At 62.0% G+C, this 24,020-nt stretch carries 23 protein-coding genes and 1 riboswitch; of the genes, 17 read left to right on the top strand and 6 right to left on the bottom strand.

Features of this window, described 5'->3' with window-relative positions:
* The first annotated feature begins 245 nt into the window (after positions 1-245).
* Entirely contained in the window at positions 246-782 is a 537-nt protein-coding gene (locus tag NTD85_RS08690; RefSeq protein ID WP_262141969.1) for a C40 family peptidase, read from the top strand.
* 129 nt (positions 783-911) lie between these two features.
* On the opposite strand, the gene NTD85_RS08695 is transcribed toward NTD85_RS08690, so the two are convergent.
* Both NTD85_RS08695 and NTD85_RS08700 read right to left on the bottom strand, forming a co-directional pair.
* Positions 912-2,225, bottom strand: a complete 1,314-nt coding sequence (locus NTD85_RS08695; RefSeq protein ID WP_262141970.1) for a PQQ-dependent sugar dehydrogenase — start codon at positions 2,223-2,225, stop codon at positions 912-914.
* 66 nt (positions 2,226-2,291) lie between these two features.
* Positions 2,292-2,876: a hypothetical protein gene (locus NTD85_RS08700; protein WP_262141971.1), complete on the bottom strand. Its 585-nt coding sequence runs from the start codon at positions 2,874-2,876 to the stop codon at positions 2,292-2,294.
* Positions 2,877-3,040: 164 nt separating this feature from the next.
* Positions 3,041-3,271: riboswitch (cobalamin riboswitch) on the top strand.
* 81 nt (positions 3,272-3,352) lie between these two features.
* Here NTD85_RS08700 and cobO point away from each other — a divergent pair.
* From cobO to NTD85_RS08770, 14 genes are all read left to right on the top strand, one after another.
* Positions 3,353-3,964 (top strand): cob(I)yrinic acid a,c-diamide adenosyltransferase, encoded by a 612-nt coding sequence (cobO, locus tag NTD85_RS08705; protein ID WP_003223053.1) that lies wholly within the window; start codon positions 3,353-3,355, stop codon positions 3,962-3,964.
* Complete coding sequence (locus tag NTD85_RS08710) at positions 3,961-5,310, top strand: cobyrinate a,c-diamide synthase (protein WP_262141972.1); 1,350 nt, start codon at positions 3,961-3,963, stop codon at positions 5,308-5,310. The genes cobO and NTD85_RS08710 overlap by 4 nt, the downstream gene beginning before the upstream one ends.
* A gap of 47 nt (positions 5,311-5,357) precedes the next feature.
* Positions 5,358-6,008, top strand: coding sequence for a 5,6-dimethylbenzimidazole synthase (gene bluB / locus NTD85_RS08715; RefSeq protein ID WP_262141973.1), 651 nt, complete (start codon positions 5,358-5,360; stop codon positions 6,006-6,008).
* Positions 6,005-6,913 carry an adenosylcobinamide-phosphate synthase CbiB gene (gene cbiB / locus NTD85_RS08720; protein ID WP_262141974.1) on the top strand — a complete coding sequence of 303 codons (909 nt, stop codon included), beginning with the start codon at positions 6,005-6,007 and terminating at the stop codon, positions 6,911-6,913. Before bluB ends, cbiB begins: the two co-directional genes overlap by 4 nt.
* Positions 6,906-7,898: a threonine-phosphate decarboxylase CobD gene (gene cobD / locus NTD85_RS08725; protein WP_262141975.1), complete on the top strand. Its 993-nt coding sequence runs from the start codon at positions 6,906-6,908 to the stop codon at positions 7,896-7,898. The genes cbiB and cobD overlap by 8 nt, the downstream gene beginning before the upstream one ends.
* On the top strand, positions 7,895-9,346 hold the full coding sequence (locus tag NTD85_RS08730; RefSeq protein WP_262141976.1) for a cobyric acid synthase: 1,452 nt from the start codon (positions 7,895-7,897) through the stop codon (positions 9,344-9,346). The genes cobD and NTD85_RS08730 overlap by 4 nt, the downstream gene beginning before the upstream one ends.
* A 228-nt stretch (positions 9,347-9,574) precedes the next feature.
* Complete coding sequence (gene cobU, locus NTD85_RS08735; RefSeq protein ID WP_096797408.1) at positions 9,575-10,096, top strand: bifunctional adenosylcobinamide kinase/adenosylcobinamide-phosphate guanylyltransferase; 522 nt, start codon at positions 9,575-9,577, stop codon at positions 10,094-10,096.
* A complete protein-coding gene (gene cobT, locus NTD85_RS08740) occupies positions 10,093-11,148 on the top strand; it encodes a nicotinate-nucleotide--dimethylbenzimidazole phosphoribosyltransferase (protein WP_262141977.1) in 1,056 nt (351 codons plus the stop codon). The genes cobU and cobT overlap by 4 nt, the downstream gene beginning before the upstream one ends.
* Positions 11,145-11,720, top strand: a complete 576-nt coding sequence (gene cobC / locus NTD85_RS08745) for an alpha-ribazole phosphatase family protein (RefSeq protein WP_262141978.1) — start codon at positions 11,145-11,147, stop codon at positions 11,718-11,720. The genes cobT and cobC overlap by 4 nt, the downstream gene beginning before the upstream one ends.
* Before the next feature lies 1 nt (position 11,721).
* A complete protein-coding gene (locus NTD85_RS08750; protein ID WP_262141979.1) occupies positions 11,722-12,453 on the top strand; it encodes an adenosylcobinamide-GDP ribazoletransferase in 732 nt (243 codons plus the stop codon).
* 174 nt (positions 12,454-12,627) lie between these two features.
* Positions 12,628-13,032, top strand: a complete 405-nt coding sequence (locus NTD85_RS08755) for a MarR family winged helix-turn-helix transcriptional regulator (RefSeq protein ID WP_007950413.1) — start codon at positions 12,628-12,630, stop codon at positions 13,030-13,032.
* A gap of 53 nt (positions 13,033-13,085) precedes the next feature.
* Positions 13,086-14,294 carry an MFS transporter gene (locus tag NTD85_RS08760; protein ID WP_262141980.1) on the top strand — a complete coding sequence of 403 codons (1,209 nt, stop codon included), beginning with the start codon at positions 13,086-13,088 and terminating at the stop codon, positions 14,292-14,294.
* Entirely contained in the window at positions 14,291-14,416 is a 126-nt protein-coding gene (locus NTD85_RS08765) for a hypothetical protein (protein ID WP_256616859.1), read from the top strand. The genes NTD85_RS08760 and NTD85_RS08765 overlap by 4 nt, the downstream gene beginning before the upstream one ends.
* Positions 14,417-14,469: 53 nt before the next feature.
* Positions 14,470-15,027 (top strand): glutathione peroxidase, encoded by a 558-nt coding sequence (locus NTD85_RS08770; RefSeq protein WP_003223074.1) that lies wholly within the window; start codon positions 14,470-14,472, stop codon positions 15,025-15,027.
* Between the two features lie 105 nt (positions 15,028-15,132).
* On the opposite strand, the gene NTD85_RS08775 is transcribed toward NTD85_RS08770, so the two are convergent.
* The 3 genes from NTD85_RS08775 to NTD85_RS08785 form a co-directional block, all read right to left on the bottom strand.
* Positions 15,133-16,404, bottom strand: a complete 1,272-nt coding sequence (locus NTD85_RS08775) for an OmpP1/FadL family transporter (protein ID WP_226500401.1) — start codon at positions 16,402-16,404, stop codon at positions 15,133-15,135.
* A gap of 146 nt (positions 16,405-16,550) precedes the next feature.
* A complete protein-coding gene (locus NTD85_RS08780) occupies positions 16,551-17,033 on the bottom strand; it encodes a hypothetical protein (RefSeq protein WP_003223077.1) in 483 nt (160 codons plus the stop codon).
* Positions 17,034-17,307: 274 nt separating this feature from the next.
* Complete coding sequence (locus tag NTD85_RS08785; RefSeq protein WP_003223079.1) at positions 17,308-17,532, bottom strand: hypothetical protein; 225 nt, start codon at positions 17,530-17,532, stop codon at positions 17,308-17,310.
* Positions 17,533-18,556: 1,024 nt separating this feature from the next.
* Here NTD85_RS08785 and NTD85_RS08790 point away from each other — a divergent pair.
* Together NTD85_RS08790 and rmuC are read left to right on the top strand one after the other, a co-directional pair.
* Positions 18,557-18,880: a hypothetical protein gene (locus NTD85_RS08790; RefSeq protein ID WP_080593230.1), complete on the top strand. Its 324-nt coding sequence runs from the start codon at positions 18,557-18,559 to the stop codon at positions 18,878-18,880.
* A gap of 175 nt (positions 18,881-19,055) precedes the next feature.
* Positions 19,056-20,420, top strand: coding sequence for a DNA recombination protein RmuC (gene rmuC / locus NTD85_RS08795; RefSeq protein WP_201138550.1), 1,365 nt, complete (start codon positions 19,056-19,058; stop codon positions 20,418-20,420).
* 113 nt (positions 20,421-20,533) lie between these two features.
* On the opposite strand, the gene NTD85_RS08800 is transcribed toward rmuC, so the two are convergent.
* Complete coding sequence (locus tag NTD85_RS08800; RefSeq protein WP_262141981.1) at positions 20,534-24,004, bottom strand: PAS domain-containing hybrid sensor histidine kinase/response regulator; 3,471 nt, start codon at positions 24,002-24,004, stop codon at positions 20,534-20,536.
* Positions 24,005-24,020: the final 16 nt, after the last annotated feature.

Raw genomic sequence — 24,020 nt, forward strand, 5'->3', positions numbered from 1 at the left:
GACCGTGGTCACCGCTCGCAAGTAATTCCTCCGTTGTCGCCACGTCCGTGGCGACAAAAACGGTGCCCGGCCAGGGAGTAGACCTAGACTTTACAAGGTGAAGTTAAAGTCTTACTTGAAGTTTGCCGCGTAGCCGCTAGAATCCTGTATCTATATTGATGGCAAACCGCCTGCGTGCTCCGCAGGCGGTTTTGTTTCTGTCCATTCGGCAGAGAAAGCCGCAGCCAGATCAGGATGTTCTGCTTATGACGATGTCGGCCCGCCTCACAGTGATCTTCTTCGCAGTGCTGCTCAGCGCCTGCGCCAGCCGCACTCCGCCGCCTGCGCCCGTCGTACGCGCCCCGGTGGTGTTCGGGCCTTCCCAAGCTTTTTCGCCTGCTGCTGAAGACGTGCTGTTTCGTGCGCTGGGCCTGGTTGGCACGCCTTATCGCTGGGGCGGCAACACACCAGACTCCGGGTTTGATTGCAGTGGCCTGATCGGTTTCGTCTACCGCGATGCCGCCGGTATCTCGTTGCCGCGCTCTACCCGCGAGATGATCGTGATGCAGGCGCCGAATGTCGGCAAAGAAGGGTTGCAGACCGGCGACTTGATCTTCTTCGCCACCAATGGCGGCTCGCAGGTCAGTCATGCGGGGATCTACGTCGGGGAAGGGCGTTTCGTGCATGCGCCGGCGACGGGCGGCACGGTGAAGCTGGACAGCCTGTCAAAGGCGTACTGGCAGAAGGCGTATCTGAGTGCCAAGCGGGTGTTGCAGCCGGAGCATCTGGCGCATAACCCGTAAACGCTGAAAATCTAAATGTGGGAGCGGGCTTGCTCGCGAATGCGGTGTGTCATTCATCCATGATGTTGAATGACCTGACGCTTTCGCGGGCAAGCCCGCTCCCACATTTGTTATGTGTCGGGCCCTGATTTATTTAGCGGACGACACCCGCCAAACCTTGTTCCCCACATCATCCGCCACCAGCAAACCACCTTGCTGGTCGATCACCACACCCACCGGGCGGCCCAAGGCGTTCTCATCCTTGTCGAGGAACCCGGTCAGCACATCGATCGGTTGTCCGTTCGGCTTGCCGGCGGCGAACGGTACGAAAATCACTTTATAACCACTGTGCGGTTTGCGGTTCCACGAGCCGTGCTGGCCGATGAAGGCGCCCTCCTTGAATTGCGCCGGCAGGCTGTTGCCATCGGCGAACGTCAGGCCCAGCGAGGCGGTGTGCGGGCCAACGGCGTAGTCCGGGGCGATGGCTTTGGCCACCAGATCCGGATTCTGCGGTTTCACTCGCACATCCACGTGTTGACCGTAATAGCTGAATGGCCAGCCGTAAAAACCGCCGTCCTTGACCGAGGTGATGTAGTCCGGCACCAGGTCGCTGCCGATTTCGTCACGCTCGTTCACCGCTGTCCACAGCGCACCCGTGGTCGGTTCCCAGGCAAGACCGTTGGGGTTGCGGATGCCCGAGGCGAAAATCCTGTGGTTGCCGGTGGCGCGATCGACTTCCCAGATCGCTGCGCGGCCTTCTTCTTTATCCAGACCATTCTCGCCGACGTTGCTGTTCGAGCCGACGGTGACATAGAGCTTGCTGCCGTCCTTGCTGGCGATGACGTTCTTGGTCCAGTGGTGGTTCAGGGTGCCGCCCGGCAGGTCGGTGACCTTGATCGGCTGCGTCTTGATCTCGGTCGCGCCGGGTTCGTAGTGGAAGCGCAGCAGGCGATCGGTGTCAGCGACGTACAGGTCATTGCCGACCAGGGTCATGCCAAACGGCGAATTGAGGTTTTGCAGAAACACCGTGCGCGTTTCGGCCACGCCATCGTGGTCGGCGTCGCGCAGCAGGGTGATGCGGTTCGGGCTCGGCACGCCAGCGCCGGCCTTGCCCATGACTTTCTTCATCACCCAGCCACGAATGCCGCTGCTGTCGTCAGGCTTGGGCGGGGCGTTGGTTTCCGCCACCAGCACGTCGCCGTTGGGCAGGACATAGAGCCAGCGCGGATGGTCGAGGCCTTCGGCAAACGCTGCCACTTGCGTGCCGGCTGCGGCGGTCGGTTTGCCGCCGGCGGGCCAGCCGATCGCCGGGGCGATGTTCACCGTCGGGATCAGGGTTTTGTTCGGTTCAGGCAGTTTCGGTGACGGACCGGTGCCGTCGGAAACTTGCAGGCTGGAGGATTCACCACAGGCGGCGAGCCCTCCGGCGAGGGCGATGACGAGAGCGAGTTGGGTTTTGCGCATTACTGATCTTCCCTATGAATGCATGCCTAATCATAGAGGAGTGTGCGCACCCGATGGTTCAACCGCTCAACCGCGGGCCTCTTTGAACAGCACGGCGATGCCCGGGTGATAGTTGCCCGCTTCGCTGCGCAACTTGCGGTAGGCGTAGGGGAAATACCAGGCTACTGCGCAGCAGTGTTCCTTTTGCAGGTCGTCGACCATGTCCTGCAACTCTTCGGGGCTGGCGCTGTGCTGGGCCTTCTGCGGGGCGACGAACAGGCAGCCGAGCTTGAGGTCGCTGGCAAAACTGATGCGTTTGGCGTCGCTGGTGATCTCCAGCAGGGCCTGGCTCAGGTTGAGGTTGTTGACTCGCGGCCAGCGCTGGGTCGCCTGAAGATAGGCGCGGTCTTCGGCCCCGGCGATGAACAGGTCGGCGCGGGCGTTGCGTTCGCCGTCCTCGTTCTGTTTGCGCGTGACGGTATCGCAAAGGGTTACCAGCTCGGCCATCCATGCCGCCGCGGAGAGCAGTCCGAGATTGGCTTTCTCGTCATGCCAGTAGGGGGTGTCGTTGTCGCCGCGTACAGCGTTGTAGCGGTCGATACAGTCAAACCAGCGTTCAAGCATCGGGCGCAGGAATTCCAGGCGCGGGTTGCTGATGATCATGCCTTGCATCGTCATCATCCTTATTGTTGTGATGTGCTTTTTCAACCAAAAGCATGGCTCTTTGATATCACTTGTCTCAGTGTGGCACAAGATTGGCGTCAGATAATTGATCGGCGGCAGTTATTCGCCCGACGGCCCCCTCTTTAATTGACGCTCCACCCCCAACCCTCTAACCTTCGCGGCTTGTTTCAGGTGCTCTGTGACCTGTGTCGACAGAGTGAAACAGGGAAGCCGGTGAGGGTTGTCTTCAGGCGAAGAACGATCACGATCCCGGCGCTGCCCCCGCAACGGTAAATGAGTGAAAACTGTGCATTGAGCCACTGTGTCGACGACGCGGGAAGGCGCGCAGTCAGGCGATTCGCCGCTCATGAGCCCGGAGACCGGCCTGATCCATCCAGCGGCATCACGGTGGGCGATGCCAGGCTTTTTGCCGTCTATTCTTGTGCCTGCCCGCCGTTATCCAGCCTCAACGGAGAGCTCCCCCCATGACCGATTCCCCCGAGCGCGACGAACGCCATCTGGCGCGTATGCAGCGCAAAAAAGCCGTGATCGACGAACGCATCGCCAATTCGCCTGACGAATGCGGCCTGGTGCTGGTGTTGACCGGCAATGGCAAAGGCAAAAGCAGCTCGGCGTTCGGCATGCTCGCCCGCGCCATGGGCCACGGCATGCAGTGCGGCGTGGTGCAGTTCATCAAAGGCCGCAACAGCACGGGCGAAGAACTGTTCTTCCGCCGCTTCCCCGAGCAAGTGCGCTTTCACGTGATGGGCGAGGGCTTCACTTGGGAAACCCAGGACCGCCAGCGCGACATCGCTGCCGCCGAAGCCGCGTGGGCCGTATCCCGCGAGTTGCTGCGCGACCCGTCGATTGGCCTGGTGGTGCTGGACGAACTGAACATCGCGCTTAAGCACGGCTACCTCGATCTGGATCAGGTGCTCAGTGACTTGCAGGCGCGTCCGCCGATGCAACACGTGATCGTCACCGGTCGCGCGGCCAAGCCGGAAATGATCGAGATGGGCGATACCGTCACCGAAATGGGCATGCTCAAACACGCCTTCCAGGCCGGCATCAAAGCGCAGAAAGGCGTCGAACTTTGAATCAACCACGTCACTGCCCGGCGGTACTGATTGCCGCGCCGGCCTCCGGTCAGGGCAAGACCACCGTCACCGCCGCGCTCGCTCGCTTGCATCGTAACCAAGGGCGCAAGGTGCGCGTGTTCAAGTGCGGCCCGGACTTTCTCGACCCGATGATTCTCGAGCGCGCCAGTGGTGCGCCGGTGTATCAACTGGACATGTGGATGGTCGGCGAGCAGGAAAGCCGCCGGCTGTTGTGGGAAGCCGCCGCCGAAGCCGATCTGATCCTGATCGAAGGCGTGATGGGCCTGTTCGACGGCACGCCATCCAGCGCTGATCTGGCGCGGCATTTCGGCGTGCCGGTGCTCGGCGTGATCGACGGTACCGCCATGGCCCAGACCTTCGGCGCATTGGCGTTGGGGCTGGCGCGCTATCAGCCGGACTTGCCGTTTGCCGGCGTGCTGGCCAACCGCGTCGGCACTTTGCGTCATGCGCAATTGCTCGAAGGCAGCCTCACCGAAGGCTTGCGCTGGTACGGCGCATTGTCCCGGGAAACCGGGATCGAGTTGCCGAGCCGCCATCTCGGTCTGGTACAGGCGAGCGAACTGAATGACCTCGACCTGCGCCTCGACGCCGCCGCCGAAGCCTTGGCCAGCAGTTGCGAGGTAGCGCTGCCACCGGCCGTGGCATTCGCCGCGCCCGAAGTGATCCCTGCTGAACCGCTGCTCGACGGCGTGCGCATTGCTGTCGCTCGCGATGAGGCTTTTGCCTTCACCTATGGCGCCAGTCTCGATCTGCTGCGGGCGATGGGCGCTGAGTTGAGCTTCTTCTCGCCGATCCGCGATGCCCAATTGCCTGCGGCCGACAGTCTGTATCTGCCCGGTGGTTACCCGGAATTGCACCATGTCGCGCTGGCGCAAAACACCTCGATGCTCGACGCGATCCGTGCGCACCACACGGCTGGCAAACCGCTGCTCGCCGAGTGCGGCGGCATGCTCTATCTGCTCGACGCGTTGACCGACGTTGACGGCACCCGTGCCGAACTGGTCGGGCTGCTGCGCGGTGAGGCGGTGATGCAAAAGCGTCTGGCGGCACTGGCACTGCAAGCGGTGGATTTGCCGGAAGGTTCGTTGCGCGGTCACACCTATCACCATTCCCTGACCAGCACCGAGCTGACGCCGATTGCCCGAGGCCTGAGTCCGAATGGCGGGCGTGGGGCCGAGGCGGTTTATCGGCAAGGGCGGATGACGGCGTCGTACGTGCATTTCTACTTTCCGTCGAATCCGACGGCGATTGCCGCGTTGTTTGCGCCAGATCTCAAGACCGCTTTCGCGAGCAAGCTCGCTCCCACAGGGGATCGCGTTTCTTGAGCAAGCACCCCGTCCAATGTGGGAGCGAGCTTGCTCGCGAAGAGGCCATGACCGACAACGCATATTCCGAGGCCGAGCGCACAGCGATCTATAAAGCCATCGCCGAACGCCGCGACATGCGCCACTTCACCGGCGGCACGGTCGACCCGGAGCTGCTGCGCCGCCTGCTCGAAGCCGCGCATCAGGCGCCCAGCGTCGGCCTGATGCAGCCGTGGCGCTTCATCCGCATCAGCGATCGCGCCTTGCGCGGGCAGATTCAGCACCTCGTCGAAGAAGAGCGCATCCGCACCGCCGAAGCCCTCGGCGAGCGCAGCGATGAGTTCATGAAACTCAAGGTCGAAGGCATCAACGACTGCGCCGAAGTGCTGGTCGCAGCGTTGATGGACGATCGCGAAAAACACATTTTCGGTCGTCGTACGCTGCCGGAAATGGACATGGCTTCGCTGTCCTGCGCGATCCAGAACTTGTGGCTGGCGTCCCGTGCCGAAGGACTGGGCATGGGCTGGGTTTCACTGTTCGAACCGCAGGCACTGGCCGATCTGCTGCAGTTGCCGGACGGGGCCAAGCCGCTGGCAGTGTTGTGCCTGGGCCCGGTCAAGGAATTCTATCCGGCGCCGATGCTGGTACTCGAAGGGTGGGCGCAGGCGCGTCCGCTCAATGAGTTGCTGTACGAAAATTATTGGGGAGTGAGTCAATGAGTGTGGCGTTGTTGAGTGTCGCCGCGGTCGCGCTGGATGCGCTGCTGGGTGAACCGAAACGCTGGCATCCGCTGGTGGCGTTCGGCAGTTTTGCCGGGCGCATCGAGCGCCGTTTCAATGCGGGCGGGCGTGGCTGGCGCAGTCACGGGGTCACTGCGTGGGTGATCGCCGTGTTGCCGCTGACCTTGCTCGCCACCGCGTTTTCCTGGGCACCGTACGTGGGCTGGATCGTCGAGATTCTGGCGCTGTATTGCGCCCTCGGCATGCGCAGCCTCGGTGAGCATGTCGCGCCGGTAGCCGCGGCCTTGCGCGCTGATGATCTGCAAGAAGCGCGCAAACGCGTCGGCTATCTGGTCAGTCGCCAGACCAGCGAACTGGACAGCACCGCCGTCGCTCGCGCCGCGACTGAATCGGTGCTGGAAAACGGCAGTGACGCGGTGTTCGCCGCGCTGTTCTGGTTTGTCGTGGCTGGTGCGCCGGGCGTGGTGCTTTATCGCCTGAGCAATACCCTCGACGCGATGTGGGGCTATCGCAACGAACGCTTTGAGCGCTTCGGCTGGTGCGCGGCAAAAATCGACGACGTGCTCAACTACATTCCGGCCCGGCTGGTGGCGCTGACCTACGCGCTGCTGGGCAACACCCGGCTTGCCTGGAAATGCTGGCGCACTCAGGGGCCGCAATGGGACAGCCCTAACGCCGGTCCGGTGATGGCGGCCGGTGCCGGTGCATTGGGTGTCGAACTGGGCGGGCCAGCGATCTATCACGGCGAACTGCATCAGCGTCCACAACTGGGTGAAGGTCCGCCAGCCGATGCCGATTCGATTGATCGCGGCTGGCAATTGGTCCAGCGCGGGGTATGGTTATGGCTGCTGATTCTCTGCGTGGGGGCTGAATTCTATGCTTGAGCACGGTGGCCGGCTGCGCAAGGCTGCACTCGATTACGGGATTGCCGAGGCTGACTGGCTCGACCTGTCCAGCGGCCTCGCGCCGTGGCCGTTTGCGGTGCCGGAGATTCCGTTGCGCGCCTGGGCACGCTTGCCGGAAACCGATGACGGACTGGAGCAGGCCGCGTGCGATTACTACGGCGCCTCGCAGGTGCTGCCGGTGGCCGGTTCGCAAATGGCGATCCAGTTGCTGCCGCGTTTGCGTCGCGCCGGCAAGGTCGGCGTGTTGTCGCCGTGTTATGCCGAGCACGCCGAAGCCTGGCGCCGCAGCGGTTACATCGTGCGCGAAGTGCTGGAGCAGGAAGTCGAATTCTTTCTCGACAGCCTCGACGTGCTGGTGGTGGTCAATCCGAACAACCCTACAGGCCTGAGCCTGACCCCGGCGCGGCTGCTCGATTGGCACGCGCGGCTGGCTCAGCGTGGCGGCTGGCTGGTGGTCGATGAAGCGTTCATGGACAACACGCCGCAGCTGAGTCTGGCGCCGCATACCCACCAGATCGGTTTGATTGTGCTGCGCTCGTTCGGCAAGTTTTTCGGTCTGGCCGGAGTGCGTCTGGGCTTTGTGCTGGCCGAGCGCAAATTGCTCAGATTGCTCGCCGAACAGGTCGGCCCCTGGGCGGTCAGCGGGCCGACGCGGGTGCTCGGTCAGGCCTGTCTGCAAGACACCGAAGCGCAGACCCGGCAACGTATTCGCAGCGATGAGGCCAGTGAACGTCTGGCGCTGCTGCTGGAGCGCTACGGCTTCAAACCCCACGGCGGTTGCGCGTTGTTTCAGTGGCTGATCACCGAGCACGCGCCTGCGCTGCACGAGTTCATGGCCCGACGCGGCATCCTCCTGCGCATCTTCACCCACAACAGCAGCCTGCGTTTCGGCCTGCCTGCCAACGCCGCTGAAGAAGCGCGTCTCGAACAAGCGCTGCAAGCTTTCGCCAAGGAAACCCAATGACAACCTTGATGGTTCAGGGCACCACGTCCGACGCCGGTAAAAGCACACTGGTGACGGCGCTGTGCCGCTGGGCCACCCGTCAGGGCGTGGCGGTGGTGCCATTCAAACCGCAGAACATGGCGCTCAACAGTGCGGTGACCGCCGACGGCGGCGAGATTGGCCGGGCGCAAGCGGTGCAGGCGCAAGCCGCGCATCTTGAACCGCATACCGACATGAACCCGGTGCTGCTCAAGCCCAACAGCGACACGGGGGCGCAGGTGATCATCCATGGCCGCGCGGTCACCAGCATGAACGCAGTGGCCTATCACGACTACAAAGCCATCGCCATGCAAGCGGTGCTCGCGTCGCACCAGCGGCTCAGCGCGGCGTATCCGCTGGTGATGGTCGAAGGTGCTGGCTCGCCGGCCGAGATCAATCTGCGTGCCGGTGACATCGCCAACATGGGCTTTGCTGAAGCGGTGGATTGCCCGGTGCTGCTGATCGCCGACATCAATCGCGGCGGCGTTTTTGCGCATCTGGTCGGCACGCTGGAGTTGCTTTCGCCGAGCGAACAGGCACGGGTCAAAGGTTTCATCATCAATCGTTTTCGCGGTGACATCGCCTTGCTCCAACCGGGCCTCGACTGGCTGGAACAGCGCACCGGCAAACCGGTGGTGGGCGTGCTGCCATACGTGATGGACCTGCATCTGGAGGCCGAGGACGGCATCGACCAGCGCCAGACCGGCAAGGCCGAGCAAGTGCTGAAAGTGGTGGTGCCGGTGCTGCCGCGCATCAGCAACCACACCGACTTCGATCCATTGCGTCTGCATCCGCAGGTTGATCTGCAATTCATCGGCCCGGGGCAGGCGATTCCTGCCGCCGACCTGATCATCCTGCCCGGATCGAAAAGCGTACGCAGCGATCTGGCGTATCTGCGTGCCAATGGCTGGGACACGGCGATCAATCGGCACCTGCGGTATGGCGGCAAGGTGCTGGGGATCTGTGGCGGTCTGCAAATGCTCGGCGAGCAAGTGCACGATCCGCTGGGCCTCGAAGGCGCGCCGGGTTCGAGTGCCGGCCTGGGTTTGCTGGCGTTCGAAACCGCGCTGGAAGCCGAGAAGCAGTTGCGCAATGTCCGTGGGCATCTGGCGCTGGAAAACGCCGAGGTCAGTGGCTATGAAATCCATGCGGGCGTGACGCTGGGGCCGGCGCTGGAGAACGCGGCGGTGCATCTGGATGACGGTCGTTGCGACGGCGCGCAGAGTCTCGATGGGCAGGTGTTCGGCACTTATCTGCATGGCTTGTTCGAATCACCGCAAGCCAGTGCTGCGTTGCTGCGCTGGGCCGGGTTGAGCGATGTGCAGGAGGTGGATTATCACGGCTTGCGCGAGCGCGATATCGAGCGGCTGGCGGATCTGGTGGAGCAGCATCTGGATACCGAATTGTTACGTCAGCTCTGCGGGATTTAGGCTGGCTGTTACGGCCTCTTCGCGAGCAGGCTCGCTCCCACTTTGGAACGCATTCCCATGTGGGAGCGGGCTTGCTCGCGAAGGGGCCGGTTGCCTCAATACATAAATGACAGGACACCTCCATCCTCCACAGGGGAGTGAGGTGTTTCAGCCACCGCGGTCACTGTGGGAGCGGGCTTGCCCGCGAAGAGGGCGATTGCCTCAACACATAAATTTCAGGATGTCCCCATGCTCCAACTGATCCTCGGCGGCGCCCGCTCCGGCAAAAGTCGCCTGGCGGAAAAACTCGCCAGCGACAGCCACCTGGCGGTCACTTACATCGCCACCAGCCAGCCGCTGGACGGCGAGATGAATGAACGCGTCGCCCATCACCGCGCCCGGCGTCCGGCCGAGTGGGCGCTGATCGAAGAACCTTTGGAATTGGCCCGCGTCCTGCGCGAAAACGCCAGTGCCGAGCGTTGCCTGCTGGTGGATTGCCTGACCCTGTGGCTGACCAATCTGCTGATGCTCGATGACGCCGCGCGTCTCGCCGCCGAGCGTGAAGCCCTGCTGGACTGCCTGGCGTCATTGCCGGGGGAAATCATTTTTGTCAGCAACGAGACCGGAATGGGTGTCGTGCCGCTGGGCGAATTGACTCGCCGCTACGTCGATGAAGCCGGTTGGCTGCATCAAGCTCTGGCCGAGCGTTGTCAGCGAGTCGTCCTGACCGTCGCCGGCCTGCCCCTGACCCTGAAAGGACCTGCGTTATGACCCAAGCGTGGTGGTTGAACCCGTGCCAATCCGTGAATGCCGAAATCGTTGAACAGGCGGCGGCGCGCCAACAGCAACTGACCAAACCGGCCGGTTCCCTCGGTCGCCTCGAAACCGTGGCGGTGCAACTGGCCGGATTGCAGGGGCAGATCAAACCGACGATTGAACAGGTGTGGATCGCGATTTTTGCCGGCGATCACGGGGTGGTCGCGGAAGGCGTTTCCGCGTTCCCGCAGGAAGTCACCGGGCAGATGTTGCTCAACTTCGTCAGCGGCGGTGCGGCAATCAGCGTGCTGGCGCGGCAGCTCGATGCGCGTTTGGAAGTGGTCGATCTGGGTACCGTGACACCGACGTTGAATCTGCCGGGTGTGCGTCATCTGAACATCGGCCCGGGCACGGCGAATTTCGCCAAGGGCGCGGCGATGACCCGGGCGCAGGGCGAACTCGCCTTGCAGGCCGGTCGTGACAGCGTGCTGCGGGCCAAAGCCGCTGGCGCACAGTTGTTCATCGGCGGCGAAATGGGCATCGGCAACACCACCGCCGCCAGTGCGCTGGCCTGTGCCTTGCTCGACTGTCCGGTGGTGCACTTGACCGGTCCCGGTACCGGGTTGAATGCCGAGGGCGTCAGCCATAAAGCGCAAGTGATCGAGCGCGCACTGGCGCTGCACGCGGCGCAGCGTGGTGATGCGCTGCAAACCCTGTTCAACCTCGGCGGTTTTGAAATCGCCGCACTGGTCGGCGCGTATCTGGCCTGTGCGCAGGAAGGCGTCGCGGTGCTGGTCGACGGCTTTATCTGCACGGTCGCTGCGCTGGTGGCGGTGCGGCTGAATCCGGCCTGCCGCGAGTGGCTGCTGTTCGGCCACCGTGGCGCCGAGCCGGGCCATCGTCACGTGCTGGAAACCCTCAGCGCTGAACCGCTGCTGGAGCTTGGCTTGCGTCTGGGCGAGGGCAGTGGCGCGGCGTTGGCCGTGCCGCTGTTGCGTCTGGCCTGCGACCTGCACGGGCAAATGGCGACGTTCGCCGAAGCCGCGGTGGCGGATCGTCCGGCATGACGTTGCGTCTGGACCTGCTGCGCCACGGTGAGACTGAACTGGGCGGCGGTTTGCGCGGCAGCCTCGATGATGCGTTGACTGAAAAAGGCTGGGCACAGATGCGTGCCGCCGTGGTGGCGGGTGGGCCGTGGGATCGGCTGGTCAGTTCGCCGCTGCAGCGTTGTGCGCGGTTTGCTGCCGAGCTGGGCGAGCAATTGAATCTGCCGGTTCATTTGGACAAGGATCTGCAGGAATTGCATTTCGGTGCCTGGGAAGGGCAGAGCGCAGCGGCGTTGATGGAGACTGATGCCGAGGCGCTGGGGCTGTTCTGGGCCGATCCGTATTCGTTCACGCCGCCGCAGGGCGAACCGGTCAGTGATTTTGCGGCTCGCGTGCTGGGTGCGGTGGCGCGTTTGTATCAGGCCTATGCCGGCGAGCGCGTGTTGCTGATCAGTCATGGCGGCGTGATGCGCCTGTTGCTGGCGCAGGCGCGTGGTTTGCCGCGAGAGCAGTTGCTCAATGTCGAAGTCGCGCATGCTGCGCTGTTCGCGCTCAGCGTCGAAGCCGATGGCGTGCTGAAGGAAGGTCACTGAGATGCTGCCACTGTGGATCGCCCTGCAATTTCTCAGCAGCTTGCCGATTCGTCTGCCGGGGATGCCGGAGCCGGAACAGCTCGGGCGTTCGCTGCTGTTTTATCCGCTGGTGGGGCTGCTGTTCGGGGTGATCCTCTGGTTGTTGAATCTGGCATTGGCTGGCGCGCCGTTGCTGCTGCATGCGGCGCTGTTGCTGACGGTGTGGGTGCTGCTCAGCGGGGCGCTGCACCTCGATGGTCTGGCTGACAGCGCCGATGCCTGGCTCGGTGGCTTCGGTGATCGCGAGCGCACGCTGACGATCATGAAGGATCCGCGCAGCGGGCCGATTGCCGTGGTGACGCTGGTGTTGGTGTTGCTGCTGAAGTTCTGCGCGTTGCTGGCGCTGATCGAGCAAGGGCATGCGCTGATGTTGCTCATCGTGCCGTTGCTGGGACGTGCGGCGTTGCTGGGGCTGTTTCTGACCACGCCATATGTGCGGGCGGGTGGGTTGGGGCAGGCGTTGGCTGATCATGTGCCGCGCCGGGCCGGTGGGTGGGGGCTAGTGGCGAGTGCGCTGGCCTGCTTGCTGATTGCCGGGGTGACAGCGATTGTTGCGCTGGTTGTCGCGTTCGTTGGGTTTGTCTGGCTGCGGCAGGTGATGATGCGGCGGTTGGGCGGGACTACGGGCGATACGGCGGGGGCGTTGCTGGAATTGCTGGAAATGGCGGTGTTGGTTGGAGTGGTGTTGGTCTGAGATATTTCTATGACAGTACCGGCCTCTTCGCGAGCAAGCCCGCTCCCACATTTGCAATGCATTCCCCTGTGGGAGCGGGCTTGCTCGCGAAGGCGGTGTGTCAGACGCCACAAAGCTTATTGATAAACTCATGTGTAACTTGATTTAACACAGTCGCGGGTATATACACGCATCATGCTTCCTTCTCAGTGTTTGTGCACCAACCTGCGTCGCGCCGCTCGTGGCGTCAGCAGGCATTACGACGGCGCTCTCGACGGCTTCGGGATCAACGTTGCCCAGTATTCTTTGCTGTGCAATCTGCAGCGTCTGGATCAACCGAGCATCTCGGAACTGGCCGAAGCCATGGGCCTGGATCGCAGCACCCTGGGGCGCAATCTGCGGGTGCTCGAAGGTGAAGGGCTGGTGGCGCTGGCCGAGGGCGAGGACATGCGTAATCGCATCGTCCGGCTTACCGAAACTGGTGCGCAGCGCCTTGCGGCGGCCCTGCCGGCCTGGGAAGCGGCGCAACAGCGATTGATCGATCGGCTGGGCGCCGAGAAGCGTGAAACCTTGCTGCGACTGTTGGACGAACTGGCCTGAAGGCCGGTTTTTCCGGTTTTAAGCGGGTATATACCCGCGAACGGAGAATAACAATGACATCGATGTGGCGTACGTGCGGTTGGGTGTTGCTGGGAAGTGCGCTGATTCTGGCGTTGTCATTGGGCGTGCGGCACGGCTTCGGTCTGTTCCTGTCGCCGATGAGTGCGCAGTTCGGCTGGGGGCGCGAAGTGTTCGCCTTCGCCATCGCCCTGCAGAACCTGATCTGGGGCCTGGCGCAGCCGTTCACGGGCGCGCTGGCTGACCGTTTCGGTGCGGCGAAAGTGGTGTTGGTCGGCTGCGTGCTGTATGCCGCGGGCCTGGTGTGCATGGGCTTGTCCGATTCGGCGCTGACCCTGTCGCTGAGTGCCGGTCTGTTGATCGGTATCGGCCTGTCTGGCACCTCGTTCTCGGTGATTCTCGGTGTGGTTGGGCGTGCCGTGCCGCCGGAAAAACGCAGCATGGGCATGGGCATAGCCAGTGCCGCCGGTTCGTTCGGCCAGTTTGCGATGTTGCCGGGCACGCTGGGTTTGATCGGCTGGCTCGGCTGGTCGGCGGCGCTGCTGGTGCTTGGCCTGCTGGTGGCGCTGATCGTGCCGCTGGTAAGCATGCTCAAGGACAAGCCGTTGCCGGTGCTGGGCCACGAGCAAACCCTGTCCGAAGCGTTACGTGAGGCCTGCTCGCACTCGGGGTTCTGGTTGTTGGCGTTCGGCTTTTTCGTCTGCGGTTTTCAGGTGGTGTTCATTGGCGTGCATTTGCCGGCCTATCTGGTTGATCAGCATCTGCCCGCCACGGTTGGCACTACGGTGCTGGCGCTGATCGGACTGTTCAATATCTTCGGCACTTACACCGCCGGCTGGCTCGGCGGGCGCATGTCCAAGCCGCGTCTGCTGACGGCGTTGTACCTGTTACGGGCGGTGGTGATCGTACTGTTTCTGTGGCTGCCGGTGACGACGACCTCGGCGTATCTGTTCGGCATGGCCATGGGCTTCCTGTGGCTGTCGACGGTGCCATTGACCAACGGTACGGTGGCGACTTTGTTTGGCGTGCGTAACCTGTCCATGCTCGGCGGTATCGTGTTCCTGTTCCATCAGCTCGGCTCGTTCCTCGGCGGCTGGCTGGGTGGGGTGGTGTATGACCGTACCGGGAGTTATGACTTGATCTGGCAAGTGGCGATTCTCTTGAGCCTGCTGGCGGCTGCGCTGAACTGGCCAGTGCGCGAGCGTCCGGTGGCGCGTCTGCAACCGGCTGTCGGCGCCGTATGAAGCGTTCCTGGCCGCGAATCGCCTTCATCGCACTCGGCGCGCTGTTGCTGGCGCTGGTGTGGTGGGGCTGGCATCAGGGCGGGTTGGCGTTGATGCAGTTGGGCATGGGTGCTTGCTTGTAGGCTTGGAGGGCGAGTAACGTCGATCTCTGATAACCGCATCAAGGATGCCCGACATGTTCATGCGCTGGTGTGCTGTACCCGCGTTGTTGATGGCGTTGACCGGACTGGCCCAGGCCGCTGATTGTCCGGAGGCGCTGCAAGGTTCGTTGCCCAAGTTGCGCGCCAAGGAATCAGTCGATCTGTGCCAGCGTTACGCCGGAAAACCGCTGGTGGTGGTCAATACCGCCAGTTTCTGTGGCTTCGCCCCACAGTTCGAGGGCCTCGAGGCGCTCAATCAGCACTACAAGGCGCAAGGCCTGGAAATGCTCGGTGTACCGTCCAACGACTTCAAGCAGGAGTCCAAGGACAGCGCCGAAACCGCCAAGGTCTGCTACGCCAATTACGGCGTGACCTTCACCATGACCGAACCGCAGAAAGTCCGTGGCGACGACGCTACTCATCTGTTCAAGGTGCTGGCCGAGCAGAGCAGCGCGCCGAAGTGGAATTTCTACAAGTACGTGATTGATCGTCAGGGCAAGGTGATCGCGAATTTCTCCAGCCTGACCAAACCCGACGATCCGGAGTTTATTGCGGCGGTTGAAAAGGCCATCGCCTCAAAACCGCTCAACTGATAACACACGCTTTTTGTGGTGTTTGAACAGGCGCAAAAAAGCCCCGCTTTCTGCAAAGAGAGCGGGGCTTTTCAATGGGCGAGGGGTTAGCCTCGCCGTGCAGCATCAGAAGCGGTAAGTAGCGCCGACACCGAAACCGTTTGCCGAGTTTTCATACTTGGCGTCGTAGGTCTGGCCACGATCGTTCTGGTTGCGGATATTGACCGCCTCTTCCTTCAGGTACGAGTAAGCGACGTCGATGGTCAGGTCTTCGGTCGGGCTCCAGCCGGCACCGATGCTGAAAATGGTCCGGTCGCCAGTAGGGATACGTGGCGAACGGTCGACGTTGTTGGTCGGCGATTGGTCGAAGGTCAGACCGGTACGCAGTACCCATTCCTTGTTCAACTGGTACGAAGTACCCACGGCGTAGGCCCAGGAGTCGTGCCAGTTCTGTTCTTCGGTGATCTCGCCGAACTGACCGGCCAGCAGCGGCTGCACGCCGGAGTTTTCAACGGTGATCTTCTTCAGCTGGCTCCAGCGGGTCCAGGTCGAACCGGCGTAGACGTTCCAGCGGTCGTTGATCGCTTGAGTAACCGAGAAGTCCACGGATTCAGGTGTGGTGATCTTCAGCGAAGCGTCGTACTTCTGGCTGGCACCCAGACCGACTGCAGCCAGTGCGCCGTAGTTGACCTTGGTGTTGCCTTCGAGCTTGTAGTCGACTTTCGAGTGGTAGGTCAGACCCAGGCGAGTGGTGTCGGTGGCCTGTACCAGTACGCCGATGTTGTAGCCCAGCGCGGTGTCGTCACCCTTGATCTTGACCTTGCCGTCCGGCGCCAGTTGAGTCACCGAGAGGTTCGACTCGAGGGTGCCGTCGATGCGGTTGATGGTCGGACCGAAACCTACCGAGACCACGTCGTTGAACTTGTAGCTGACAGTCGGCTGGAAGGTGATGACCTGGACTTCGGACTTGCTGCCGAAGTAGCGGCCGGCAAAGCCTTTTTCGTAGTCGGTAATCAGGCCGAACGGCACGTACACGCCGAGGCCGAATGCCCAATGCTCGTCGATCGGTTTGACGTAGAAGCCCATAGGTACGGAGGTGAAGGGCACCATGTCGCCTTTGTTGCTGCCGCCGTTAGGGCTGGAGCTGGCGTCGCTGATATCGGTTTTGGCATCGAGGAATGCCACACCGCCGGTGACTTGTTCGCGCGTGAGGCGCGACATGCCGGCAGGGTTGCCATAAACAGTGCTTGCGTCGTCGGCAGAAGAAGATCGCCCAGCGTAACCAGTGCCCATCCCGCTGATGCTGTGTTCGTTGATGGCAAAGCCAGCTGCGAAGATCTGGGTGGATGCCATGGTAACGGCGAGGCTAAGGGTGGTTTTGAGCATGACTTTTTTCATTATTAGAACTCCTGGTGATCACCGGGGCGAAAATTACCAACATTTTCGTCCCAGCGCTATAGTCCGTATAGGCTGAGTTAGAGCGGTTTTGTAGGACAATCCGACCAGAATCCTGACCTGTTGGCCGATCTTTGGAAACTGCAGGGTCAACATGCGACCTGATTCACAGGTGAAACACAGGTGTGCCAGGCGTAAGTAAAGTCGCGCAGGCGGCCTTGTGGCTGGAAGGTCTGGCGCCAGATTCGCGCCATGCCCAGCAGGTCATCGGCGTCGGGGAGCTGAGTGTTTTGTTCTTCGACCAACAGCCAGGCAATGGCGGTGGCGTAACGCAGGTTGACGGTCAGTTCGAGGTGCGGGCCGCTCAAAAAAGCATGTTGGCTGGCGAGGCCGCGAACCAGGCTTGCGCGTTCCGGATCGAGTGCCAGGTAATGGTCCCAGAGAGCCTGATGGCGGTGCTCGGCAATCCGGTAGAGGCCGTGGCCACGGCGGTCATGCAGGGCGGAGCCGAGGGCGGATTGGCTGGCGGCGATCCCCAGCAGCAGGGATTCGGCAGTTGCGCAGTGGCGTCCCAGATAGATCAGTGTGGGACGGATCACATAGCGGCACAGTTCGCTGGCAGCGATACCCATAATGCCCTCGATTCTTGTAATTGGGCGGCGATACCTGAAGGGGCCTTGGCAGCGGTGGATCGAATCAGGCTCGCCGAAAGCGGATCAAGCCGCTTGAGTTGAAGTGTAGTGTCATATTCGCGACGTAAAGGCCTGTTTTTAAAATATTTCCAGCCGCGAGCCAAAAGCGTTATATCCGATGGTGCTTAGGCGCGGAGGGCTAAAAGCGAAACATCGGGCAATAAAAAGCCCCGCATTTTGTGCGGGGCTTTTGCTTTTGCAGCCTTTTCGGCTCTCAGGCAATCAGGGCCTGACGTGTACGATCGATCACGGCCTGCAGCGGTTCGGCGCTGGAGTATTGATCGGGGTACAGACGCTCGCTGTGGCGAGCGATCCCGTGTTCATTGACCACGGTGAAGCTGAAGCAGCCTTTGCGAGCGGCCATGATCAGGCAGTTCATTGGGGCAAAAGCGTTGGTTAGGGTGCGAATGGCATCCTGAGTATGGATTTGAGTAGACATAGTTATTAGGTGTTCCTACAAATGACACGGATAAGAACCGTGCAACGTTAAAACGTTCCAGTAATGTCGACCACCGTTGGTCGAACAAAGAACCCGACTGGAACAAAGCAGCCAGTTTGAAGCGCTATTAAGTTGGCGCGCTTGGGCTGGCAGGTAGGTACTTAGGAGGACAGGCAACACATCAAGGGCAAAGGTTCTGGGCCCGGGGTGAAGATCCTGATCAATTTGCAGGCTGGTTCGGTCAGAGTAAGTGGTCTTCGCAACACCCTTTGCATTCATTCAAAGGCAGTGTCGGCGCAAGATTTACCTGGAAACCATCGAGGGGTCGTTCCCGCTTTTTTCGGTGAAGGGCTTCTTGGAAGAAGGTTGACCGTGGGGATGTGTTCGACCGGAATTGACTTTCAGCTTGGTACTAACGCCGCGGATAGTAACGGAACGTCTTGGGCAATGCAAACCCGGCGGCAAAAAAAGATTTCGGTCGGAGGTGCGGATCACGGGTGACAGGGCTGGCCCCTTCGCGAGCAGGCTCGCTCCCACAGGAGAACGGGGGCCGATTGTGGGAGCGAGCCTGCTCGCGAAGGGATCACCCCGGTCAACCGCCGGTCGCCACAAAAGCGTGCAGCCATCCCCATCACCAACCCGCTTATCCCCAGCGCGATGCGCAAAACGACCCGAAAAAGCGCATCGATATAACCGGGTAACAGGTACTTGTGCACATTAGTTGCGCAGACCGTAACCTCACTGTCATATCAATCCTGACCCCGGTAGCTGCCTGCATCAAAAGTTTAAGTCAATGAAAAATATCGTCTTTTTTTGTTGGTGAAAAAATCGTCAGTTTGACTGCGGGCCCCATTCCACAAGGCTTTGCGCGAGTTCGGGAGCGGTTGTCCACTGAGTTATCCACAGCTTCTGTGGATTGTCCCTAGCGCTTGCTCTAGCACGGGCGTGCCGGGTTTTTTTTGACTTTACCTGTACGAAAAAGAGAGTAGAGTGGCGCGCCCTCAGATCTGTCCCACAGTGTTTTATGAAGTTTCGCTCAGTATCAGGCTCTGTTACCTCCGAACACCCTCGTGTTACCTCTCCCAAGCGATTTTCCGTGCGTGTGGCCGAATGGCTGCTCGACAGCCCGCGTCTGGGCGATAGCCGCAATGCCAAGCATCTGGCGGGGCGTCTGCTCAAGCAACCGGCACGCGAAGGCGTGGTTGCGGCGCAAAGTCGTCTCGGTCAGTTGATGTGCCGCGAGTGCGGCAATGCCCGGGATCGGCGCATCGGTCAGGATCTGTTGCGTCAGGCCGCCCGCGCCGGTGACCGGCGTGCACAACAGGAACTCGGTCTGCTCGAAGACTGAGCTGTCCAACGTCCCACGCCTTGGTTAACCTTCAGGCTTTATCGGATCGGCAGGAGTGGCTATGGCTATGGACTTGACCAGCGTGTTGCTGGGTCTGGCGGGCGCGGGACTGCCGCTGCTGGCGCTGGCCTGGCAACTGCAACGGCGGGCCAGCGACCGGCAAGCCGAGGTCGCCTTGCTCGAAGAGCGTCTGACCATGGCGCAACTGGCGCAGGACGGGCTCAACGCCCAGCTTGAGGCAAGCCGCGATGAAATCGTCGACCTCGGCCAGGCCAATGCCGCCAAGCAGGCGGAGCTGGCTGCACTGCGCCGCGAAGTCGAGCTGCTGCAGATCGAGCGTGATGACGCCCGTGACGCTTCGCACGCCTGGAACATCGAGCGCGCCAACAAAGAAGCCGAATTGCGTCGCCTCGACGCGCAGGCTGCGTCGCTCAACGCCGAATTGCGCGAGCAGCAGGAAAGCCATCAGCAACGCCTCAACGACCTGCAAGGCTCGCGCGATGAGCTGCGCGCGCAGTTCGCCGAACTCGCCGGGAAGATCTTCGATGAGCGTGAACAGCGCTTTGCCGAGACCAGTCAGCAGCGCCTCGGCCAGTTGCTCGATCCGCTGAAAGAGCGCATCCAGTCCTTCGAAAAACGCGTGGAAGAGAGCTATCAGGCCGAGGCTCGCGAGCGCTTCTCGCTGGCCAAGGAGCTGGAGCGTCTGCAGCAATTGAACCTGCGCCTGAGTGACGAAGCGACCAACCTGACCCGCGCCCTCAAAGGCCAGAAGACCCAGGGCAACTGGGGTGAGCTGATTCTTGAGCGGGTGCTCGAACACGCGGGTCTGGAGAAGGGCCGCGAGTACCAGACCCAGGTCAACCTCAAGGGGCCGGATGGCGAGCGCTTCCAGCCGGACGTGATCATTTACCTGCCGGGCGACAAGCAGGTGGTGGTCGACTCCAAGGTCAGCCTCACGGCGTATCAGCAGTACGTCGCCGCTGAAGATGACACCCTCGGCCAGATCGCGATCAAGCAGCACGTGCTGTCGCTGCGCAGCCATGTCAAAGGCCTCGCAGGTAAGGACTACAAACGTCTGGAAGGCCTGCACAGCCTCGATTTCGTCTTGCTGTTCGTGCCGATCGAAGCGGCATTTTCCGCCGCCTTGCAAGCTGAGCCGACGCTGTTCCAGGAGGCCTTCGACCGCAACATCGTGATCGTCAGCCCGACCACGTTGCTGGCGACGTTACGGGTGATCGACAGCCTGTGGAAGCAGGAGCGGCAGAGCCAGAACGCGCGGGAAATCGCCGAGCGAGCCGGTTGGCTGTACGACAAATTCGTGCTGTTCATTCAGGATCTGGACGAAGTCGGCAATCGCCTGCAACAGCTGGACAAGGCTTACAGCTCGGCGCGCAACAAGCTCACGGAAGGGCGCGGCAACCTGGTCAGTCGCAGTGAACAGCTCAAATTGCTCGGCGCGCGGGCCAGCAAGAGCCTGCCGGCTGACTTGCTGGAGCGGGCGATGACCGATGTCGATGGGCTGGTCGAGCTCCCGGAATAACCCGAAGAGCTTCGCGAGCAGGCTCGCTCCCACAGTGAAATGCATTCCAAAAGTGGGAGCGGGCTTGCTCGCGAAGGCGTCAGCGGTAGCGCTGCAACACTCAAGTCGAACGGTTACAACGGCACATACCGACTCAACAACGCTCGCAACGCCGCCGGTTTCACCGGTTTCGCCAGATAATCCAGCCCCGCCGCATGCACCTGCGCCACCGTCTCCGGTCGCCCATCGGCGCTGATCACCACGCCCGGTACCGGTTCGCCCAACGTGGTGCGTAGCCACGCCATCAGCTCGGTCCCGGTATCGCCGTGATCGAGGTGATAGTCGACCAGTGCCAGTTGCGGTCGCACACCCTCGTTCAGCAACGCCGCGCATTCCTCGCGATTGCGCGCCGTCCACACCTGACAGCCCCAACGGGTCAGCAGGCTGTTCATGCCAATCAGAATGCTGTCTTCATTGTCGATGCACAGCACCTGTGCGCCGCTGAGCAGCTTGCCGTTCAACTCCACTGCAGTTTTCTGTGGCAGCGATTGCGCCCGCGCTAGCGGCACACTGACACTGAACACACTACCGCGCCCCGGCCACGAACGTACGCGCAGGGTATGGCCGAGCACGCGACACAAACCGTCGGCAATCGCCAGGCCCAGACCCAGGCCCTTCTCGGCGCGGGTCTGATGGCTGTCGAGGCGTTTGAATTCCTCGAAAATCACTTGTTGTTTGTCTTCCGGAATCCCCGGCCCGCGATCCCACACTTCCAGGCACAGCTCGCCATCGCGCCGACGCACGCCCAGCAGCACCGGGCCCTTGGCATAGCGGAAGGCGTTGGTGAGGAAGTTCTGCAGAATCCGTCGCAGCAGCTTGATGTCGCTGTCGATGCGCAACTGGCTGCCGCGCACGCGGAACTTCAGGCCTTGTTCCTGCGCCAGCGCCTTGAATTCGGCGCCGAGTGTATCGAACAGCTCATTGAGCGCGAACGGCTTGGGATCGGGGTTGATCTTGCCGTTTTCCAGGCGGGATATATCCAGCAGGTCGCTGATCAGGTCTTCTGCCGAACGCAGCGAACTGTCGAGGTGTTGCACCAGTTTCTGCGCCTCGCTGCTCAAGCCGTCGTCCTGATGGGAGAGGGCGGCAGAGAACAAGCGAGCGGCGTTCAACGGCTGCATCAGGTCATGGCTGACAGCGGCGAGGAAGCGGGTTTTCGACTGGTTCGCCGCCTCGGCATGGCCCTTGGCTTCGGTCAGTGCGACGTTGAGTTGCGACAGCTCCTGCGTGCGCTCGCTGACCCGTTGTTCCAGGCCTTCGTTGGCCTCGGTCAGCGCCTGCTCGGCTTCGCGGAACGCGGTAATGTCAGTGAAACTCATGACGAAACCGCCACCAGGCATCGGGTTGCCGATCAGCTCGATCACCCGGCCGTTGGGGAACAAACGTTCGGAAGTGTGCGCGCGGCCCTGACGCATCCAGTGCAGGCGTCGGGCGACGTGGACTTCCGCCTCGCCGGGGCCGCACAAGCCACGTTCGGCGTTGTAGCGAATGATGTCGGCAATCGGCCGGCCGACGCTGATCAAGCCGTCCGGGTAGTTGAACAGCTCCAGATAGCGGCGGTTCCAGGCCACCAGTTTCAGCGACTGGTCGACCACGCTGATGCCTTGGGTAATGTTCTCGATCGCGCCTTGCAGCAGCGCGCGGTTGAACTGCAGGACTTCCGAGGCTTCGTCAGCGATACGGACGACGTCCTCCAGCTGCATTTCCCGACCTTCGATGGCGGCTTTTACTACGGCGCGCGTCGAAGAAGCGCCGAGCACGCCGGCCAGCAAGCGTTCGGTGTGGGCGATCCATTCGCCATCGGCGTTCTGGTTCGGGTTGAAGCCCTTGCCCTGGCGGTAGGCGAAACGAATGAAGCTCTGCCGCGCACGTTCTTCGCCGACAAAACGTGCCGCCAGTTGCAGCAAATCATCGATCTGCACCGCCAGCATCGAGCGCGCATTCGGCCGCGCGCTGATTTCCTGGCCAATGAAGCGCCCGGCCTGCCAGTGCTCCGAAACCCGCGTGCGCGACAGCACCGAGACCCAGGCGAACAACGTGAAGTTGCCCGCCAGCGACAGCACCACGCCTTGCGTCAGCGGGGTGATCGGCAGGTTCAGCGGGTTGCTGTGCAGCCACGCCAGACCGGGAAAAGTGCTCAGCGACCAGCCGAGGCTGTGGGCGGCAATCGGCAGGATCAATGTGTAAAACCAGAGGAACGTGCCCGCCGCGAGACCGGCGAACACCCCACGACGGTTGGCCTGTTTCCAGTACAGCGCGCCGAGCATCGCCGGGGCCAGTTGGGTGACAGCGGCGAAGGCGATCTGACCGATGGTCGCCAGGCTCGCGGTGGAGCCGAGCAAGCGATAGCTGACGTAGGCCAGCAGCAGAATCAGCACGATGCTCACCCGGCGTACCGAGAGCATCCACTGGCGGAACACCTCGAACGGGCGCTCGGCGTTGTTGCGGCGCAGCAACCACGGCAACAGCATGTCGTTGGAGACCATGGTCGACAGCGCCACGCTGGCCACGATCACCATGCCGGTGGCCGCTGACGCACCACCGATGAACGCCAGCAACGCCAGGGCCGGATGGGCCTGGGCCAGCGGCAGGCTGATCACGAACGAATCCGGAAGCACGTGACTCGGCAGCATCATCTGCCCGGCGAGGGCGATCGGCACCACGAACAGCGCGGCCAGCGCCAGATAGGCCGGGAACACCCACTTGGCCAGACGCAGGTCCTGCGGGTCGATGTTCTCCACCACGGTGACGTGAAACTGCCGTGGCAGGCAGATGATCGCCATCATCGCCACCCCGGTCTGCACTACCATCGACGGCCAGTTAATCGTTTCCTTCCAGTACTCCTCGAGGCGCGGTGCGAGCATCGCCTGATTGAACAGGTCGTCAAAACCGTCGTACAGCCCGTAGGTCACGAACGCGCCGACGGCGAGAAAGGCGAACAGCTTGACCAGCGATTCAAACGCAATCGCCAGCACCATGCCCCGGTGGTGCTCGGTGGCATCGAGGTTGCGCGTACCGAAGACGATGGTGAACAGCGCCAGTACCAGCGACACGATCAGTGCGGTGTCCTGGGCGCGGGTGCCCATGGCGTCGGCACCGGCGCCGATCAGCAGGTTTACACCAAGGACGATGCCTTTGAGTTGCAGGGCGATATAAGGCAGGACGCCGACCAGACAGATCAGCGCTACCACCACCGCCAGCGATTGCGATTTGCCGTAGCGCGCGGCGATGAAGTCGGCAATCGAGGTGATGTTCTCCTGTTTGCTGATCATCACCATTTTCTGCAGAACCCACGGTGCGCCCAGCAACAGCAGGATCGGCCCGAGGTAGATCGGCAGGAATGACCACAGCTGTTCGGCCGCCTGACCGACCGCGCCGAAGAACGTCCAACTGGTGCAATAAACCGCCAGCGACAAGCTGTACACCCACGCGCGCATCCGCGGCGGCAATGGCGCGCTGCGACGGTCGCCGTAGAAGGCGATGGCGAACATGATGGCCATATAGGCGAGGGCGACGGCGGCGATCAGCCCGGTGGACAACGACATGCAACACTCCCGACAG

The sequence above is a fragment of the Pseudomonas sp. 13B_3.2_Bac1 genome (assembly GCF_025466205.1).
GTDB lineage: Bacteria > Pseudomonadota > Gammaproteobacteria > Pseudomonadales > Pseudomonadaceae > Aquipseudomonas > Aquipseudomonas fluorescens_H.